The 16662-nt window shown below is 71.5% G+C and carries 16 protein-coding genes and 1 pseudogene; 9 read left to right on the forward strand and 8 right to left on the reverse strand.

Annotated elements, in window-relative coordinates; all coding sequences use genetic code 11:
- Positions 1–53: 53 nt before the first annotated feature.
- The 4 genes and pseudogenes from ACTFTM_RS11400 (at position 54) to ACTFTM_RS11415 (ending at position 4406) form a co-directional block, all read left to right on the forward strand.
- The gene (locus ACTFTM_RS11400; RefSeq protein ID WP_449565764.1) at positions 54–1100 is read left to right on the forward strand and encodes a FecCD family ABC transporter permease; all 1047 of its coding nucleotides are present in this window, start codon (positions 54–56) and stop codon (positions 1098–1100) included.
- Positions 1101–1249: 149 nt separating this feature from the next.
- A complete protein-coding gene (locus ACTFTM_RS11405) occupies positions 1250–2317 on the forward strand; it encodes a FecCD family ABC transporter permease (RefSeq protein ID WP_449565765.1) in 1068 nt (355 codons plus the stop codon).
- Between the two features lie 20 nt (positions 2318–2337).
- Positions 2338–3129, forward strand: a pseudogene (locus tag ACTFTM_RS11410) (ABC transporter ATP-binding protein); the annotation flags it as partial.
- A gap of 329 nt (positions 3130–3458) precedes the next feature.
- On the forward strand, positions 3459–4406 hold the full coding sequence (locus ACTFTM_RS11415; protein WP_449565766.1) for an ABC transporter substrate-binding protein: 948 nt from the start codon (positions 3459–3461) through the stop codon (positions 4404–4406).
- Between the two features lie 91 nt (positions 4407–4497).
- Here ACTFTM_RS11415 and ACTFTM_RS11420 read toward each other — a convergent pair whose 3' ends face one another.
- Positions 4498–5427, reverse strand: a complete 930-nt coding sequence (locus tag ACTFTM_RS11420; protein ID WP_449565767.1) for an endonuclease domain-containing protein — start codon at positions 5425–5427, stop codon at positions 4498–4500.
- Positions 5428–5647: 220 nt separating this feature from the next.
- Positions 5648–6292 carry a hypothetical protein gene (locus ACTFTM_RS11425; protein WP_449565768.1) on the reverse strand — a complete coding sequence of 215 codons (645 nt, stop codon included), beginning with the start codon at positions 6290–6292 and terminating at the stop codon, positions 5648–5650.
- 483 nt (positions 6293–6775) lie between these two features.
- Between ACTFTM_RS11425 and ACTFTM_RS11430 the strand changes: the two genes are divergently transcribed.
- On the forward strand, positions 6776–7609 hold the full coding sequence (locus ACTFTM_RS11430; RefSeq protein WP_449565769.1) for an acyltransferase family protein: 834 nt from the start codon (positions 6776–6778) through the stop codon (positions 7607–7609).
- On the opposite strand, the gene ACTFTM_RS11435 is transcribed toward ACTFTM_RS11430, so the two are convergent.
- Both ACTFTM_RS11435 and trmB read right to left on the reverse strand, forming a co-directional pair.
- A complete protein-coding gene (locus tag ACTFTM_RS11435; protein ID WP_449565770.1) occupies positions 7587–10100 on the reverse strand; it encodes a DEAD/DEAH box helicase in 2514 nt (837 codons plus the stop codon). The genes ACTFTM_RS11430 and ACTFTM_RS11435 overlap by 23 nt on opposite strands.
- 73 nt (positions 10101–10173) lie before the next feature.
- A complete protein-coding gene (gene trmB / locus ACTFTM_RS11440) occupies positions 10174–10875 on the reverse strand; it encodes a tRNA (guanosine(46)-N7)-methyltransferase TrmB (RefSeq protein WP_449565771.1) in 702 nt (233 codons plus the stop codon).
- 130 nt (positions 10876–11005) lie between these two features.
- On the opposite strand from trmB, the gene ACTFTM_RS11445 reads away from it, so the two are divergent.
- Positions 11006–11752, forward strand: coding sequence for a hypothetical protein (locus ACTFTM_RS11445; protein ID WP_449566609.1), 747 nt, complete (start codon positions 11006–11008; stop codon positions 11750–11752).
- A 259-nt stretch (positions 11753–12011) separates the two neighbouring features.
- Entirely contained in the window at positions 12012–12677 is a 666-nt protein-coding gene (locus ACTFTM_RS11450) for a class F sortase (protein WP_449565772.1), read from the forward strand.
- 96 nt (positions 12678–12773) lie between these two features.
- On the opposite strand, the gene ACTFTM_RS11455 is transcribed toward ACTFTM_RS11450, so the two are convergent.
- A complete protein-coding gene (locus ACTFTM_RS11455; RefSeq protein WP_449565773.1) occupies positions 12774–13649 on the reverse strand; it encodes an alpha/beta fold hydrolase in 876 nt (291 codons plus the stop codon).
- Between the two features lie 212 nt (positions 13650–13861).
- Between ACTFTM_RS11455 and ACTFTM_RS11460 the strand changes: the two genes are divergently transcribed.
- Positions 13862–14404 (forward strand): DUF1877 family protein, encoded by a 543-nt coding sequence (locus ACTFTM_RS11460; protein WP_449565774.1) that lies wholly within the window; start codon positions 13862–13864, stop codon positions 14402–14404.
- A gap of 117 nt (positions 14405–14521) precedes the next feature.
- Here the strand turns inward: ACTFTM_RS11460 and ACTFTM_RS11465 are convergent, their stop codons facing one another.
- Positions 14522–14752 carry a winged helix-turn-helix domain-containing protein gene (locus ACTFTM_RS11465; RefSeq protein ID WP_266250103.1) on the reverse strand — a complete coding sequence of 77 codons (231 nt, stop codon included), beginning with the start codon at positions 14750–14752 and terminating at the stop codon, positions 14522–14524.
- 314 nt (positions 14753–15066) lie between these two features.
- On the opposite strand from ACTFTM_RS11465, the gene ACTFTM_RS11470 reads away from it, so the two are divergent.
- Complete coding sequence (locus tag ACTFTM_RS11470; RefSeq protein ID WP_449565775.1) at positions 15067–15270, forward strand: hypothetical protein; 204 nt, start codon at positions 15067–15069, stop codon at positions 15268–15270.
- Between the two features lie 198 nt (positions 15271–15468).
- Here the strand turns inward: ACTFTM_RS11470 and ACTFTM_RS11475 are convergent, their stop codons facing one another.
- Positions 15469–15786 (reverse strand): antibiotic biosynthesis monooxygenase family protein, encoded by a 318-nt coding sequence (locus tag ACTFTM_RS11475; protein WP_449565776.1) that lies wholly within the window; start codon positions 15784–15786, stop codon positions 15469–15471.
- 48 nt (positions 15787–15834) lie between these two features.
- Positions 15835–16632, reverse strand: coding sequence for an exodeoxyribonuclease III (locus tag ACTFTM_RS11480; protein ID WP_449565777.1), 798 nt, complete (start codon positions 16630–16632; stop codon positions 15835–15837).
- Positions 16633–16662 lie beyond the last annotated feature (30 nt).

Here is a 16662-nt window from a genome sequence, read left to right on the forward strand (position 1 = left end):
TCCGCAGGTCGGCTAAGGTTAGGCGAACCTAAGCTCGAACGTGCAGGAGTCTCGTGACCACCCTCGTCGCCCGGCCGACGCCGGCCCGCAGCCGGTCCGGTGCCCGTACCGGCCGACGGGTCGCCGTCACCGTCGGGGCCGCGCTGGTGCTGGTGCTCGCCGTCCTGGCCAGCCTCGCGTTGGGCAGCCGGCAACTCGGAGTCGGCGCGGTCTGGCACGCCCTCGTCGCGCCGGACGGCAGCGACGCGAGCACCATCGTCCGGGAACTGCGCATGCCACGTACCGCGCTCGGCCTCGCCGTCGGGCTCGCGCTCGCCGTGGCCGGCGTGCTGTTCCAGGCGCTCACCCGCAACCCGCTCGCCGAGCCGCGCATCCTCGGCATCAGCGCCGGCGCCTCGTTCGGCGTGGTGCTCGCCATCTCCGTCTTCGGCATCGGCACGCTCGCCGGGTACGTCTGGTTCGGCATCGCCGGCGCGCTCGCCGCCGGCCTGCTGGTCTTCGCCATCGCCAGCCGGGCCCGCGAGGGCGCGAGCCCGGTCACCCTCGCGCTGGTCGGCGCGGCGCTCGACGCCAGTCTCGCCTCCGGGGTGTACGCGCTGCTCAGCATCGACGCCCGCACCTTCGAGGAGTACCGGTTCTGGGTGGTGGGCGGACTCGCCGGGCGGGACCTCGGCGTCACCGCCCAGGTGCTGCCGTTCGTCCTCGTCGGGCTGCTGCTCGCCGCGCTGGTGGCCCGGGGCCTGGACGCGCTGGCCCTCGGCGACGACGTGGCCCGCGGCCTGGGCCACCGCATCGGCCTGGTCCGCCTCGGCGGTGGGGTGGCCGCCGTGCTGCTCACCGGCGCCGCGGTTGCCGCCGCCGGCCCGGTCGCCTTCGTCGGGCTGGCCGTGCCGCACCTCGCCCGCGCCCTGGTCGGCGCGGACCACCGCTGGACCCTCGCCGTCTCCGCCCTGCTCGGGCCCGCGCTGCTGCTCGGGGCCGACGTCGTCGGTCGACTCGTCGCCCCGCCCGGCGAGATACCCGCCGGCATCGTCACCGCCCTGATCGGCGCGCCGCTGCTGGCCGTCCTGGTCCGCCGTGCCCGGGTGGTGACCGCGTGACCGCCGGCCGTCCCGCTGACCCGGCCGCTGGTCCGCCGCGCGCCGCCGATGCGTCCGACGCCGCTGGTTCTGCCCGCGCCGCCGACGCGTCCGACGCCGCTGGTTCTGCCCGCGCCGCCGACGCGTCCGGCGCGGCTGGGCTCGCAGCCGTGACCGGGCTGCCCGGTGCGCCGGGCGGCGGCACGTCCCGGCTGCCCGGGCGGTCGCTGCTGCGGGTCGGCCCGGTCAGCCTGCTGATCCGCCGCCGCGCGACGCTGGTTGCCGTCGTGCTGACCGTGCTACTCCTGCTGGCCGTCGTGCTCAGCCTGTCGCTGGGCACCCCGTACGTCGCCCCGGCGGACGTGCTGCGGGCGCTCTCCGGCGCCGGGACCCCGTACGACCTCGTGGTTCTTGATCTTCGCCTGCCCCGGGTCGTGCTGGCGGCGGCGGCCGGCGCGGCCTTCGGCGTGGCCGGCACCCTGATCCAGAGCGTGGCCCGCAACCCGCTCGCGAGCCCGGACGTCATCGGCATCACCCAGGGTGCCGGCCTCGCCGCGACCGTGGCGTTGACCAGCGGTGCGGCGGCGGTGCTGGTGGCACCCAGCGCGCTGGTCGGCGGTCTGCTGGCGGCGCTGCTGCTGTTCGCCCTCGGCGCGCGGCACGGGCTGGCCGCGCAACGGTTCGTCCTCGCCGGCGTGGCGGTCGCGTTCGCCTTCCGGGCGCTGACCGAGGTGGTCATGCTCACCGCCGACCCGATCGACGGCCTGCGGGCGCAGATCTGGCTGATCGGCACCCTCGCCGGCAAGGGATGGACCGAGGCGGCCTGGATCGTCGGCACACTCGCGGTGCTGCTCCCGGTGCTGGCGTGGGCCGGCTGGGCCCTGAACAGCACCGCCCTCGACGACGACACCGCGCGCGGTGTCGGGCTGCGCCCGGTGGCCCGCCGGATCGGACTCGCCGGCACCGGCGTGCTCGTCGCCGCGATGGTCACCGCCCAGGTCGGCGCCGTCGACTTCGTGGCGCTCGTCGCACCGCAACTGGCCCGCCGGCTGGTCCGCGCCGAACGGCCTCCGCTCGTCTGCGCCGCGCTGCTCGGCGCGCTGCTGCTGGTCCTCGCCGACCTGGCCGGACGCCGACTGTTCGCGCCCACCCAACTGCCGGCGGGCGTGCTGACCGCCGCGATCGGCGGCCCGTACCTGATCTTCCTGCTGCTTCGTGGACGGCGACGGTCGTCGTGACGCCTCAAAGGAGTGGTGTGATGCTCTCCACCCGCGACCTGGTCGTCGGCTACGACGAGCGGACCGTGCTCGACGGTCTCACCCTGGACCTGCCCACCGACGCGTTCACCGTGATCGTCGGGCCCAACGCGTGCGGCAAGTCCACCCTGCTGCGCACGATGGCCCGGCTGCTCACCCCACGGCACGGCGCCGTCCTGCTGGACGGCACCGCCATCCGCGACCTGCCCACCCGCGACGTGGCCCGTCGGCTCGGCGTACTGCCGCAGAGCCCGCTGGTGCCCGAGGGCGTCACCGTGGCCGACCTGGTCGGGCGCGGCCGGCAGCCGTACCAGCGGTGGTGGCGGCAGTGGTCGCCGTCCGACGCGGCGGCGGTCGACGAGGCGATGACCCTGGCCGACGTGGCCGACCTCGCCGACCGGCCGGTCGACAGCCTCTCCGGTGGCCAGCGGCAACGGGTGTGGATCGCCATGACGCTCGCCCAGGACACCGAGGCGCTGCTGCTGGACGAGCCGACCACCTTCCTCGACCTGGCCCACCAGGTGGAGGTGCTGGACCTGCTGCACCGGCTCCGCACCGAGCGTGGCCGCACCGTGGTCGCCGTCCTGCACGACCTCAACCAGGCCGCCCGCTACGCCGACCACCTGGTCGCGATGCGCGCCGGCGCGGTGGTGGCCGCCGGTCCGCCCCGGGAGATCCTCACCGCCGACCTGGTCCGGGACGTCTTCGGACTGGCCTGCGTCGTCGTGCCCTGCCCGGTGACCGGCGCCCCCCTGGTGGTCCCGGCGCACACCGGCGGCCCGGCGCTTCCCGCCGCCGGGTCCGCTGCCGTTGCCGGACCTGCCGCCGTTGCCGGGCCTGCTGGCGCTGGCGGGTCTGCTGGCGCTGGCGGTCCTGCTGCCGTTGCCGGGCCTGCTGCCGTTGCCGGGCCTGCCGCCACTGGCGGGCCTGCCGCCACTGGCGGGCCTGCTGTCGTTGCCGGGCCTGCTGTCGTTGCCGGGCCTGCCGCCACTGGCGGGCCTGCCGCCGCTGCCGGCTCGGCTGGCGACCCCTATTCGTCGACGGCGTCCGTACCGGACGCCCGATCCGCCGACGGCGACGCGGCCACCCCGGTCGCCGGCACGTACCCCTCGAAAGGACACTGATGCGTCGTCTCGTCGCCGCTCTCGCCGCGGCCGTCGCCCTCGGGGCCGGCCTCACCGCCTGCGGTGAGAGCGACCCGGTCGCCGGCTCCGCCACCGGGGAGACCCGGGAGATCACCCACGCCATGGGCACCACCAAGGTCCCGGCCGAACCCAAGCGCGTGGTCGTGCTCGACACCGACAAGATCGACACGGCGCTCTCGCTGGGCATCACGCCCGTCGGGGCCGCCACCGCGGGCGAGGCCAAGAGCTGGCCCACGTACTTCGGCGCGGACAAGCTCGCCGGCATCAAGGAGGTCGGGGTGCTCACCGAGCCCGACCTGGAGGCGATCAACGCCCTCAAGCCGGACCTCATCCTCGGCAGCAAGTTCCGCCAGGAGAAGTTCTACGACGAGTTGGCCGCCATCGCGCCGACCGTGTTCACCGACAAGGTGGGCATCACCTGGAAGGACAACTTCCTCCTCGACGGCAAGGCGCTCGGCCGCGAGCAGCAGGCCAAGGACCTCCTCGGCGCGTACGAGAAGCGGGCCAAGGACTTCGGCGCCACCCTCGGCGACCCCGCCGCCCGCAAGGTGTCCATCGTGCGGTTCATCCCGGGCAACATCAGGGTCTACGGCCCGGACTCCTTCTCCGGCATCGTCGTCGGCGACACCGGCCTGGGTCGCCCCGAGCGGCAGATGCTCGCCAACAAGGAGGACAAGCGCTTCGACCTGGTCAGCGCCGAGCGCATCAACGAGGTCGACGGCGATGTCATCTTCGTGACCGCGTACGGCGACAAGGCCGCCGCCGAGCAGGCCAAGGTGGCCGGCGGCACCCTCTGGAAGGGCCTCGGCGCGGTCAAGGCCGGCAAGGCGTACCCGGTCTCCGACGAGGTCTGGATGACCGGCATCGGCGTCGGCGCCGCCAACAAGATCCTCGACGACCTGGCCAAGTACCTCCCCACCACCTGACCCCGCCCGCTCCGCCCCCGGGTTGCGGCTGCCGATTCTCATGATCGTGCTCGATCCATGAAGTAGTGGTCTCCCGACTAGAGGGAGGCCACTACTTCCATGTTCGGGCACGATCATGGGAGCTGGCGGCGCGGGCGCGGGTGCCTAGAGCGGCTTTGACTTCGGCGAGGAAGCCGTCGAAGTCGTCCCGGAGCCGTTTGGCCGTCACGTGCAGCACGATCCAGTCGCCGCCGAGCAGGCGGTTGAGCCGCTGGCGATCTTTCTGGAACTGCGCGGGATCGTCGTGCCAGAGTCCGTCGTACTCCACCGCGACCCTGAACTGTGGCCAGGCGAGGTCGAGTCGGGCGATGAACCTTCCCGGTTCGGCCACGACCCACTGCGTCTCCGGCCGGGGCAGGCCGGCGAGCACCAGCCGAACCCGCGTACGGGACTCCTGCGGTGACTCTGCGCCCGCGTCCGCCAGGTCGACCGCGCGCAGCAAGGACCGCCAGCCACGGCGACCGGCCCGGTTCAACGCGTACTCGCGTAGGGCGGACACGGTGGTCAGCCGGCGGGTCAGCATGGCGTCGATGATGACCACAGCCTCCACGATGTCGAGCCAACGGGCCACGTCCCAGCAGGTCCGCGCTGGGCTGGTCACCGTTATCCCGGCCCGGTCCAGCGTGTCTCCGGAGTCGATGTGTCCCTGGTGGACGCGAATGCCGGTGGCCGGGCCGATCCGAGAGTCGACGGGCACCAGGACATCGACTGGGTCGTTCACGCTCGTGCTCGGGCAGCCGTACAGACCCGCTGCGGCCCGCCCGGCGATGGCCGCGCCCGGCGGCACCAGCCACCGTCCGACGGCGGCGCATCTGATGGTGTGCGTGACGGTGAGCTGGGCATCGGCATAGACGTCGCGGAAGAGCGGTCGCCATGCGGAACTGCGGAGGTCGTTGCGGGTGAGCAGCCCGCGTGACACGGCATTGGAACCACGGAAGACCCGACCCCGCAACTGCGGCGGCCGACGAGGAGCTTTCGGCATGGTCTAAGGCTGCTCGAACGCGGTAACCGCCCGCTGCCCCTGTGGATAACCGCCGCCGTCACACCGCCTGCGGGACGAACCCCGTCGGCCATGATCGCGCTCGAACATGGATGTAGTGGCGTCCCTGGACGGGGAGACCACTACATCCTGGATCGAGCGCGATCATGGCGGGCAAGCGCGGGCGGACAGCGCGGTTGGCGGGGTGCGGGTGGGGAGTGGGTTAGGCGGCGGTGGACCAGATGGCGCGGAAGGCGGCGGCTTCGCCGGCCAGCCAGCGTTCGATCTGTTCGGGCTTGGCGTCGGCGGGCATGCGGTGGGCCTGACCGCGCCGGACGTCGACCAGGACGGGCTCGGCGTGCGGGAGGACCGCGTCCATGTGGCGGGCCATCAGGTGCAGGGTGGCGAGCACCGACTCCTCGCTCGGCGGCGCCTCGTCGAAGTGCAGTCGGACCGCGTCGGCGCGGCCGTCGGCGTGGCGTACGCCGAAATGGGGGTTGATCTTGACGGGTAGGTCGCCGAGCATGGCCAGGGCGTCGCGGGTCTGGGCCAGGTCGAGGGTTGCCGGATCGCCGAGGGAGTGCAGCCAGGCTGTCGCGCCGGGCACCAGCGCCTGGTAGAGCGGGCGCCAGCGCGGCTTGACGACGTCGACCACCCCGGACAGGTGCGTGCCGCCGGTGTGGAAGGCGATGTCGGCCTTGAGTGCCTTGACGAACTGACCGTGCGGGTTGAAGCCGGAGCGGCTGGCGCGCTGCTTGCGCAGGCCGCCCACGAACGTGGCCTTCGTGGGGCCGGTGCGGTCGACGTAGCGGGTGAAGCCCAGCAGGGTGGCGTAGGGCGTCAGAGGCGTGGAGGTGGGCGCGGTCACGGGCGTCCTCCCAGTCGTAATCCTGCAGGTCAGGATCTCTATTAGTACATACATTCTAATCGACAGGTCTGACATTGCCCACCCGCGTTCGGGGTGTGACGCCCCTTTGTGCGGCCGAGTTTTCCGCAGCCTCGGATGTTGACAATTGCCAGATTTGTAACACTTGTGGCGTTAGTGTGCCTTGTGGTTCTTGGGCAGCTCGCCTGATCACTGCGGGCGACGAGGTGACGAGGCGGACCGTCCCGTCCGACAGTGTCGCGCCCGCTCGGAACGACTACCTGGACCTGTTGCGGGTGGCGGCCCTGGTCCGCGTCGTCCTCTTCCACGTGACCGGTTGGGCCTGGCTGAGCCTGCTGGTGCCGGCGATGGGTCTGATGTTCGGCATCGCCGGCTCGTTGATCGCGGCTTCTCTCGATCGCGACGGCCCCCGGGCCGTGGGCCGGCGGCTGCGCCGGTTGCTGCTGCCGTTCTGGGGTGTTCGGCGTGATCACGCTGGTCGTGCTCGCCGTCGGGTGGCGGCCGCAGGGCGTGGGCGAATGGGTGGGACTGGTCTGGTGGATCCTGCCCCTGCGGGTGCCTCCCGCGGGCGGACCGTCCTGGGCCTGGGCCTTCCACATCGGGCTCTGGTACATCGTCACGTACCTCTGGCTGGTGCTGTTGTCCCCGGTCCTGCTGCGGGTGTTCCGTCGCTGGCCGTGGCCGAGCATCGGGGTCGCCACCGCCCTGCCGGTCGGCTTGCACCTCGCCGGGGTGCACACCGCGTACTTCGTCGCCGCCTACCTGTCCTGTTGGCTGCTGGGCTTCGCCCACCACGATCGGCTGCTGTGCCGCGTCCCGTGGCGCTGGTACGGCGGCCTCGTCGCGGGTCTGGCCCTCGCCGGCGGGACGTGGGTCGTGAGCGCCATGGTGGCTGGCAGGATCGGCGACCTCAACCACGTCGCGGGCGGCACCACGCTGTGGTCAATGGCCTTCGTCGCCGTGCTCCTGAGAGTGCGGCCCCGACTCGTCCGTCGGACATCACTGAGCGGCGTGCTGCGGGTCGTGAACGCGCGGGCGGTCACCATCTATCTCTGGCACATTCCCGCCAGCCTCGGGATATTCGTGCTGCCCGCGCCCGTGCTGCCGTACACCTCGGTCGCCTCGATCGCGCTGCGGCTGGCCGGGGTGTGCCTCCTGACCGCCGGTGCGGTACTACTGTTCGGCTGGATCGAGGACGTGGCCGCGCGCCGTCCCGTGACTCTGCTCGGTCCCCGAGCACCCGGTGGCGGACGATACCGCCACCGGGCGCGGCACCTCAGAGTTGACCGACGTCGGTGACCCGTACGACCGCCGCGCCGACCTCGTCCGAGGCGACGAGGTCGACCTCGGCGCTGATGCCCCAGTCGTGGTCGCCGTCCGGGTCGTCGAAGATCTGCCGGACGGTCCACCGCTCGCGGCCCTGCTCGATCATGAGCAGCGCCGGCCCTCGGGCGTCCGGCCCCACCCCGATCGAGTCGTACGCCTCGAAGTACGGCGCCAACGCATCGGCCCACGCGTCGTAGTCCCAGCCGTCGGCGGCGTCCAGTTCGGCGAGCAGGTCCCAGCGGCGTAGCGCGGCCAACTCGACCCGGCGGAACAGCGCGTTGCGCACCAGCACCCGGAACGCCCGCGCGTTGCGGGTCACCGCCGGCGGCCGGTCGCTCAGGGAGGCGTGCGCCTGGGCCACCTCGGCCACGTCGGACGGGTTGCGCAGCCGTTCCCACTCGTCGATCAGGCTGGAGTCGACCTGGCGGACCAGCTCGCCCAGCCACTCGATGAGGTCGATCAGCTCCTCGGTCTTGGCGTCCTCGGGCACGGTCTGGCGCAGCGTCTTGTACGCGTCGGCCAGGTAGCGCAGGACCAGGCCCTCCGAGCGGGTCAGCCCGTAGAACTGCACGTACTCGGTGAAGGTCATGGCCCGCTCGTACATGTCGCGGACGACGGCCTTGGGGGAGAGCTGGTGGTCGGCGACCCAGGGGTGGCCCTGCCGGTACATCTCGTACGCGGCCTCCAGCAGCTCGGCGAGCGGCTTCGGGTGGGTCACCTCGTCGAGCAGTTCCAGGCGGGCCTCGTACTCGATGCCCTCGGCCTTCATCGCGGCGACCGCCTCGCCGCGCGCCTTGAACTGCTGCGCGGACAGGATCTGCCGAGGGTCGTCGAGGATCGACTCGATGACGCTCAGCACGTCCAGGGCGTACGACGGGGACTCGGCGTCGAGCAGCTCGATGGCGGCCAGCGCGAGGGGCGAGAGTGGCTGGTTGAGCGCGAAGTCGAGCTGGAGGTCGACGGTGAGGCGCACCCGCCGGCCGGTCTCGTCCGGCTCGGGCAGCTCCTCGACGACCCCACCGGCCCGCAGAGCCCGGTAGATGGCGATGGCCCGACGGATGTGCCGGCGCTGCGCGGCGGGCTCCTCGTGGTTGTCGGTGAGCAGGTGCCGCATCGCCGTGAACGCGTCACCGGGTCGACCGATGACGTTGAGCAGCATCGAGTGGCTGACCTGGAAGCTGGACGTCAGCGGCTCCGGCTCGGCCTCCACGAGGCGGTCGAAGGTGGGCTGCCCCCAGCCGATCGAACCCTCCGGCGGCTTCTTGCGGACGACCTTGCGCCGCTTCTTCGGGTCGTCGCCGGCCTTGGCGAGCGCCTTCTCGTTGTCGATGACGTGTTCGGGGGCCTGCACCACGACCCGGCCGATGGTGTCGTACCCGGCCCGGCCGGCCCGCCCGGCGATCTGGTGGAACTCGCGGGCCTTGAGCAGCCGGGTACGGACCCCGTCGTACTTGCTCAGGCCGGTGAACAGCACCGTGCGGATCGGGACGTTGATGCCGACGCCGAGGGTGTCGGTGCCGCAGATGACCTTGAGTAGGCCGGCCTGGGCCAGGGTCTCGACCAGGCGGCGGTACTTGGGCAGCATGCCGGCGTGGTGTACGCCGATGCCGTGCCGGACCAGCCGGGACAGCGTCTTGCCGAAGCCGGAGGTGAACCGGAAGCCGCCGATCGCCTGCGCGATCATGTCCTTCTCGGCGCGCGTGCAGACGTTGACGCTCATCAGCGCCTGGGCACGTTCCAGCGCGGCGGCCTGGGTGAAGTGCACGACGTACACCGGGGCCTGCTTGGTCTCCAGCAGTTCCTCGAGCGTCTCGTGCAGCGGCGTCATCGCGTACGAGAAGATGAGCGGGACCGGCCGCTCGGCCGAGCGCACGACGGCGGTCGGCCGCCCGGTACGCCGGGTCAGGTCGTCGACGAAGCGGGTGGTGTCCCCCAGGGTGGCGGACATCAGGACGAACTGCGCCTGCGGCAGCTCGATGATCGGCACCTGCCACGCCCAGCCCCGGTCGGGTTCGGCGTAGAAGTGGAACTCGTCCATGATCACCTGGCCGACGTCGGCCCGGTCGCCCTCGCGCAGCGCCAGGTTGGCCAGGATCTCCGCGGTGCAGCAGATGATCGGGGCGTCGGCGTTGACGCTGGCGTCGCCGGTGAGCATGCCGACGTTCTCGGCGCCGAAGACCTCGCAGAGAGCGAAGAACTTCTCCGACACCAACGCCTTGATGGGCGCGGTGTAGAACGTCGTCCGGTTGTCGGCCAGGGCCGCGAAGTGCGCCGCGATCGCCACCAGGCTCTTACCCGAACCGGTGGGAGTGTTCATGATCAGATTGGCGCCGGAGACGATCTCGATGACCGCCTCCTCCTGGTGGGGGTAGAGGTCGAGGCCGCGCTCCTTCGCCCAGCCGGCGAACGCGTCGAAGAGGGTGTCGGGGTCGGCGCTTCTCGGCAGCGCGGCGGTGAGCGTCATAGCGTGTCCATGGTGCCTGGATCATGCCCTCCGGCGCCAACCGGCTCGCATTTCAGCGCCCGCGGAAGATCAGTCAGCGCCGCCGGAAAATCAGGTCGGCGACCGGACGGCCCGCGGTGATCGCCCTCCGCTCGAACTTCGTCACCGGGCGGTGCGCCGGACGCGGCGCGAATCCGCCGTACGTGTCGGTCAGCTCCGGGTCCGCGTCCAGGGTTTCCCGCATCGCCTCGGCGTACTCGGCCCAGTCCGTCGCGCAGTGCAGCACGCCGCCGGGGGCCAGCCGGGACCGCAGCAGCGCCACGTGCGCCGGCTGGATGATCCGCCGCTTGTGGTGCCGGGCCTTCGGCCACGGGTCGGGAAAGAACACGTGTACGGCGGCGAGGGCACCCTCTGGCAGGCCGCTGACCAGCTCCAACGCGTCACCCCGCGCCACCCGCACATTCCCCAGGTCAGCGCGGTCCACCAGGTCGAGCAGGTTCGCGATTCCCGGCGTGTGCACCTCGACCGCCAGATAATCTCGGTCCGGGTCGGCGGCAGCCATCACGGCCGTGCTGTCACCCATGCCCGAGCCGATCTCCAGCACCACCGGGGCGCGGCGGCCGAAGACGGCGGCCAGGTCGACGGGCTCGCCCGTCACGTCCAGGCCGTAGGAGGACCACAGCCGGTCCAACGCGTCGGTCTGCCGACCGCTCATCCGTCCCCGACGGGGGTGGAAGGTGCGGATCGTCCTGGCCGTGGGCGGGACGGCGGCGGGGTCAGGGTCGGTGATGGTCACAGCGACCCGAGCGTACGCGACGTCGTCGGCGGATCGGATGTGATGTGCGACCGGGAATGAGAGGATCCGTTTGGTACGGCAGGCCGGGCGGTCCGCTGCCCGGCGCGGTCCGACGGCGTCGAGAGGGGGCATCGTGCGAGTGACCCGCGGCGGCGCGCTCCTGTCGATGGCGACCATGCTCGCCATCCCCCTGCTGGCCGCCGCTCCCGCGCTCGCCGCCCCTGCGGGTCTGCCGGCGGCCCTCGCCATTGCGCCCGGCGGGCCGTCCGACGCCCTGTCGACCGCCTCCGACTGGCCGTTCGATCCTCTGTCGGCCGTCGCCGCACCCGCCCAGCCGCTCGACGTCCTGCCGGCTGCCGCTGCCGCACCGGCTGTGCTCGACGCCCTGCCGGTCGGCGCGCCCGCGCCGCAGCCCGGAGGCGTGCCGGGTGGCGCGCCACAGCCCACCCCCGTGGTGGACGTCTTCGTCGAGGTGAGCCCCAGCACGGTGCAGCCCGGGTACCTGGTCGGCATCCGGGCCAGTTGCCACGACAACTCGATCGGCGCCACCGTCGTCTCGGACGCGTTCGGCGCCGTCGGCGTACAACCGCAGCGCGGCGTGCTCACCGCCGCGCCGATGGTGCGTGAGCGCACCCGCCCCGGCAACTACCGGGTCAAGCTGGAGTGCCCCGACGGCGAGACGGCGTCGACCATGTTGCAGGTGGTCAAGAAGATGCCCTCCCCGCACCCCAGCCGAGGTCCGGCGACCGGCTTCGGTGGCACCGCCGGGGGAATGACCGGCAGGCTGCTGCTGCCCGGCGGCGCCGCCTTCACGATCGCCGGCCTGGTCCTCGCCGTGGTGGCCCTGCGCCGGCCCCGTGCCGTCGCGCGCGGCTGAGCCCGCCATGGAGATCTTCCGCCCCACACCGCCGCCGGCCGGATCCCGTCCGCCCACGGGTTCGCGCCCGCCCGCCGGCGCGTGGCTGCCCGGTGATGCCCGCCCACCCGGCGATGCCCAGCGACCCGCCGTCGCACAACCGTCCGGCGATGCGCGGCAGTCCGCTGCTGCCCAGCAGGCCGGCAATTCGCGCCCATCCGTCGGCGCGAAGCCCTCGCCGACGCCCCGCGCGTCGCGGGTCCCTGCCGAGCGGCCGGCGGTGGCCGCCCGTCCGCCGACCGCCGTCGCTCCCCGGCGCAGCCGTCCGACGGGGCGCAGCCCCTGGTCGGTGCCGCTGGCCGTGGTGCTGGTGCTGGTGGGCGTCTTCGCCACCGGCGCGGGACTGGGCCGCTCGATCGGCCCGCTCGACCTGGCCCCTGCCGGCGGCGACCGTCCGGCGCGCAGCGAGACGGTCGGGTTGTCGGCGAGCCGACCGGTGCGCCTCACCGTCCCGGCGATCAGGGTCTCCGCGCCGGTGGCGCCGGTCGGGCAGGCGTCGGACGGCACGATCGCCGTACCGCCGTTGGAGAAACACAACGAGACCGGTTGGTACGACCGCGGGCCGACGCCCGGCGAGCCCGGCCCAGCCGTCATCGTGGGGCACGTGGACACCAAGAGCGGGCCGTCGGTCTTCTACGACCTGGGCAAGCTGAAGCCCGGTGACCTGATCGAAGTCGCCCGGGCGGACCGCTCGACGGTGGTGTTCAAGGTCGACACCGTCGAGCGCTTCCCGAAGGACCAGTTGCCCGCCGAACGCATCTACGGCCACGACGGCCCGGCCGGGCTCCGGCTCATCACCTGCGGCGGCCAGTTCATCGGCGGTCGCACCGGCTACGAGGACAACGTGATCGCGTTCGCGACCCTTCAGTCGTCCCGCAAGCCCTGACCCGGGGTTGATCCACACGAGATCGGCGATGTCGGGGTGTCCCGGCGGCCCGGATACCCCCGCTTCCCCGAACCCGAGTCGATCACTCGCCCCGACTCAGCGCAGGAAGTCCAGGAGGTGGCGCACCGTCTCGTCGGGGGCCTCCTCCGGGATGAAGTGCCCGGCCGGCACGGGCGCGCCGCGTACGTCGTCGGCCCACTGCCGCCAGATTGCTACCGGATCGTCGTAGAGGGTGGCGACCTGGCCGTGTTGGCTCCAGAGAAACAGCAGCGGACAGGCGATCTTGCGGCTTCCACGGTCCGCCTGGTCCTGGTCGTAGTCCAGCGTCGCCGCCGCCCGGAACTCCTCGCATATCGCGTGCACGGTGTCGGGGCGGGTGAACTGCTCGACGTAGGCCGCCCGTACCTCCGGCGGGAATGAGTCCTTCACCTCCGGCCAGCTCTGGAGCATGTAGTCGACGAGCACCTCGGGCGCCGCGGCGATGAACCGCTCGGGCACCGGCTCCGGCGCGGCCAGGAACGACCACACCCAGTAGGACAGGCTGAAGGCCCGGTCGGCGCGGTCGTACACGTCCCCGACGGGCACGACGTCCATGACGGCCAACCGGGTGACGACGTCCGGCGCGTCGAGCGCGAGACGGTACGCGCACCGGGCGCCGCGATCGTGGCCGACCAGGTGGAACCGGTCGTACCCGAGGCTCCGCATGACCTCGATCTGGTCGCGGGCGATGGCGCGCATGCCGTACGGCTCGTGGTCGGGGCTGCTCGGCGGTGCGCCGCTGCCTCCCCAGCCCCGTAGGTCGGTGGCGACGACGGTGAAGTGCTCGGCGAGCCGGGGCGCGACCTTGTGCCACATGAGGTGCGTCTCGGGGATGCCGTGCAGCAGTAGGACGGGAGGCCCGTCCCCGCCGCGCCGTCCGTGGATCGTCGCGCCGGTGGTGACGATGTCGAACTCTTCGAACCCGTCGAACATGGCCGGAATCCCCCGAATCCCTGGGCTGCTGATGCCGAGATCGTGTAGGGCAGGGCAATGGTGTTGGATGGCCGGACAGCCGCGATCCGGCCGGCGCGCTATGACGGACGCTATCAAGACCAACGGCCTCCGTCGGGGGTTCACTCGGGCGAAGCATCCTGGCTGAGATGACGGCGCGGCACGATGGCGAAGTCGTCGAAAGGTGATGGTTGGTGGGCATCCTTGGTGACTTTGCGCGGCTCGATCCTGAGACGTTGGCCCGGCTCCGCAGGACTCCGATCAAGGCCTACCACCAGCTCATTGCCTTTCCCGATGCGAGCAGGCTGGACTTGGGCACGATGTGGACGCGACTGTCTGCCCTGATGGACGCTGCGCACTTCCCGATCAACCCCATCGCGGCCGGATCGCCCTATCCCGATGAGCGCACCGCCTGGGGCGCGGAGGGAGACTCTCGATGCTTGACGGCCGAAGAGGTTGCTCGGGCTGCTCGGCACCTGAGTCAGACTCCGTTCGACATCCTCAAACCTCACCTGCGGCAGGTGCTTGAGGCAAAGGCGGGGAGTTTGGTCGACCTTGATCCCGATTCGCCTCGCTACCTGGAGCCGCTATCTCCGGAGGAGGTTGAGCAGGTGCGTGTGTCGGACGAGAGGTTGCGGGACATTCAGCTCGTCCTTGCGGACCGCTATGAGGCTCTGGTCGCCTTCTTCGAGACTGCCGCTGAGAGCGGCCAGTGCACCGTCTTTTGGGCTGCCTGAACCAAAGGAGCAGATTACTGTCAAGCTGCTCTCGGTGCCCACACGACCCGGGACCTCTCTGATCGGTGACCTCGGCGGGCTGATCCGACTAGCGTCGGAAGTTCAGCCCTGCGGAGGTCAGGGCTTTTCGTCCTCGCGGACGTAGACGCCTCGACCGGGTACGCCCACCACCAAGCCCTGAAATTCCAAAACCCTAATGCCCTTCTGAACCGTCGTTACCGCAATGCTGTAGAGCTTCGAAAGCTCCGCATAAGACGGCAGCTTTGAGCCTGGCGGGTACTCACCGCTTCTGATGCGGGAGGCCAAGTCTTCGGCCATCTGACGGTAGCCGCCGGTCGGTATCGGCATGTCGGGGTTCCTTCGGTTCGGGCAACCCCATTCGATCATGATCACGAAACAGCCTCAACGCCAACGTTCCCCTGGGCGTCTAGGACGTCTAAGGTGTCTAGGTAGGTGCGCAGAGCACCCGCAGTCCACTCAGAGGCGACCAAAGGGAGTCGGATCCGTGGCGGACCAGAGGAGACGTGGACCGAAGCGACAAATCCCACGACCACGTCGCACGCCAAGGGGCATTGCTAAAAACGAGCCATACATCGACGGCGCCATGCGGACGGGTCTCCTACCACCGTGCTGGAGCAACGGCAGGTCGAACGGAGGCCATGGTGCCGATCGATGAGCCGGTCTCCAGGGCGACCGAGTTGTTCACGGTGCAGCGGATACTCGACGCGCACTGGACTCGGGCGCTCGACCAGCCGTGGCGGGTGGGCGGGTGCCTGGAGTGCCAGGGTCGCAACGACTGTCCGCAGCTCGACTGGGCAATCGAGCTGACCGCGGAAGTCGTCTCAGTCATGTTTCAGAAGCGGTGACTGTCGGACCGCGGGGAGGGCGGGCCCTTGACGCGCTCCCCGCGAGCCGCGCGGGTTCCGGTCAAGGCCGTGCTCGAACAAGGATGTAGTGGCCTCGCGCTGCGGGGAGGGAACTACATCCAGGATCGAGCACGATCAAGGTGCTGGCCGGTGCTTCGGCGCGGCTTCGTCTGTGTCGGAAAGGCCGGCGAGGGCTGGTCAGGGCTGGGGGACGTGCAGGGCCACCTCGAATTCCAGCAGGCTCGCGCCGCTGGAAACGGGCGGGCGGGGCTTGTCGCCCTCGGTGGTGGCGTGGGCCTGGCGCGACGGGCCGGATGCCCACGCCTGGTACGCCTCCTCACTCTCCCACCTCGTGTAGACGAAGTAGCGGGTCTCGCCGGCCACCGGGCGGAGCAGTTCGAAGCCGAGGAAGCCGGGGGAGCCTTCCACCGCGCCCGCCCGCGCCGCGAACCGCTTCTCCAACTCGGGGCCGGCCCCGGGCGGGACCTCGATTGCGTTGATCTTCACGACTGCCATCTGTCCACCCTAGCCAGCGCCGACGCCCTGCGGCCCGAGCGCCGGAGGTCAGAACGCCTCGACCGCGGGGACCAGGTCCGCGTCGACCACGATCGGCGCGTGGTCGGAGGGGCCCTTGCCCTTGCGGGCTTCCCGGTCGACGTACGCCGAGCGGACCGCCCGGCTGAACGGCGCGGAGGCGTACACCAGGTCGATCCGCATGCCCTTGTTCTGGTGGAACATCCCGGCGCGGTAGTCCCAGTACGTGAAGGGGTGCGGCCCCTTCATCGGCGTCGGCACCACGTCGTTGAGCCCGAGGTCGCGCAGCGCGGCGAGGGCGGCCCGTTCGGCCGGCGTGACGTGCGTGGAGTGGGTGAACACCGCCGGGTCCCAGACGTCGGCGTCGGTCGGGGCGACGTTGAAGTCACCGCAGACGGCCAGCGGCAGGCCGCCGGCCAGCTCCGCCTCCAACGCGTCGTGCAGCGCGGCGAACCAGGCGAGCTTGTACGTGTAGTGCGGGTCGTCGGGCGTGCGCCCGTTGGGGACGTACACCGACCAGACCCGCACCCCGTCGCAGGTGGCGGAGATGGCCCGGGCCTCCGGGTCGGGAAAGCCCGGCTCGTCCGCGAAGCCGACGCGGACGTCGCCGAGGCCGACCCGGGACAGGATCGCGACCCCGTTCCAGCGGCCGTCGCTGTGGCTGGCGACCGTGTAGCCCAGCTCGCCCACCTCGGCGACCGGGAACGCGCCGTCCGGGCACTTCGTCTCCTGAAGGCAGACGACGTCTGGCCCGGTGCCGGCCAGCCACTCCAGCAGCCGGGGGAGCCGGGCCTTCACCGAGTTCACGTTCCAGGTCGCCAGGCGCATACGTCCACCCTGCCGTATCCGCCGCCGCGA

This window comes from Micromonospora sp. RB23, from assembly GCF_053585025.1.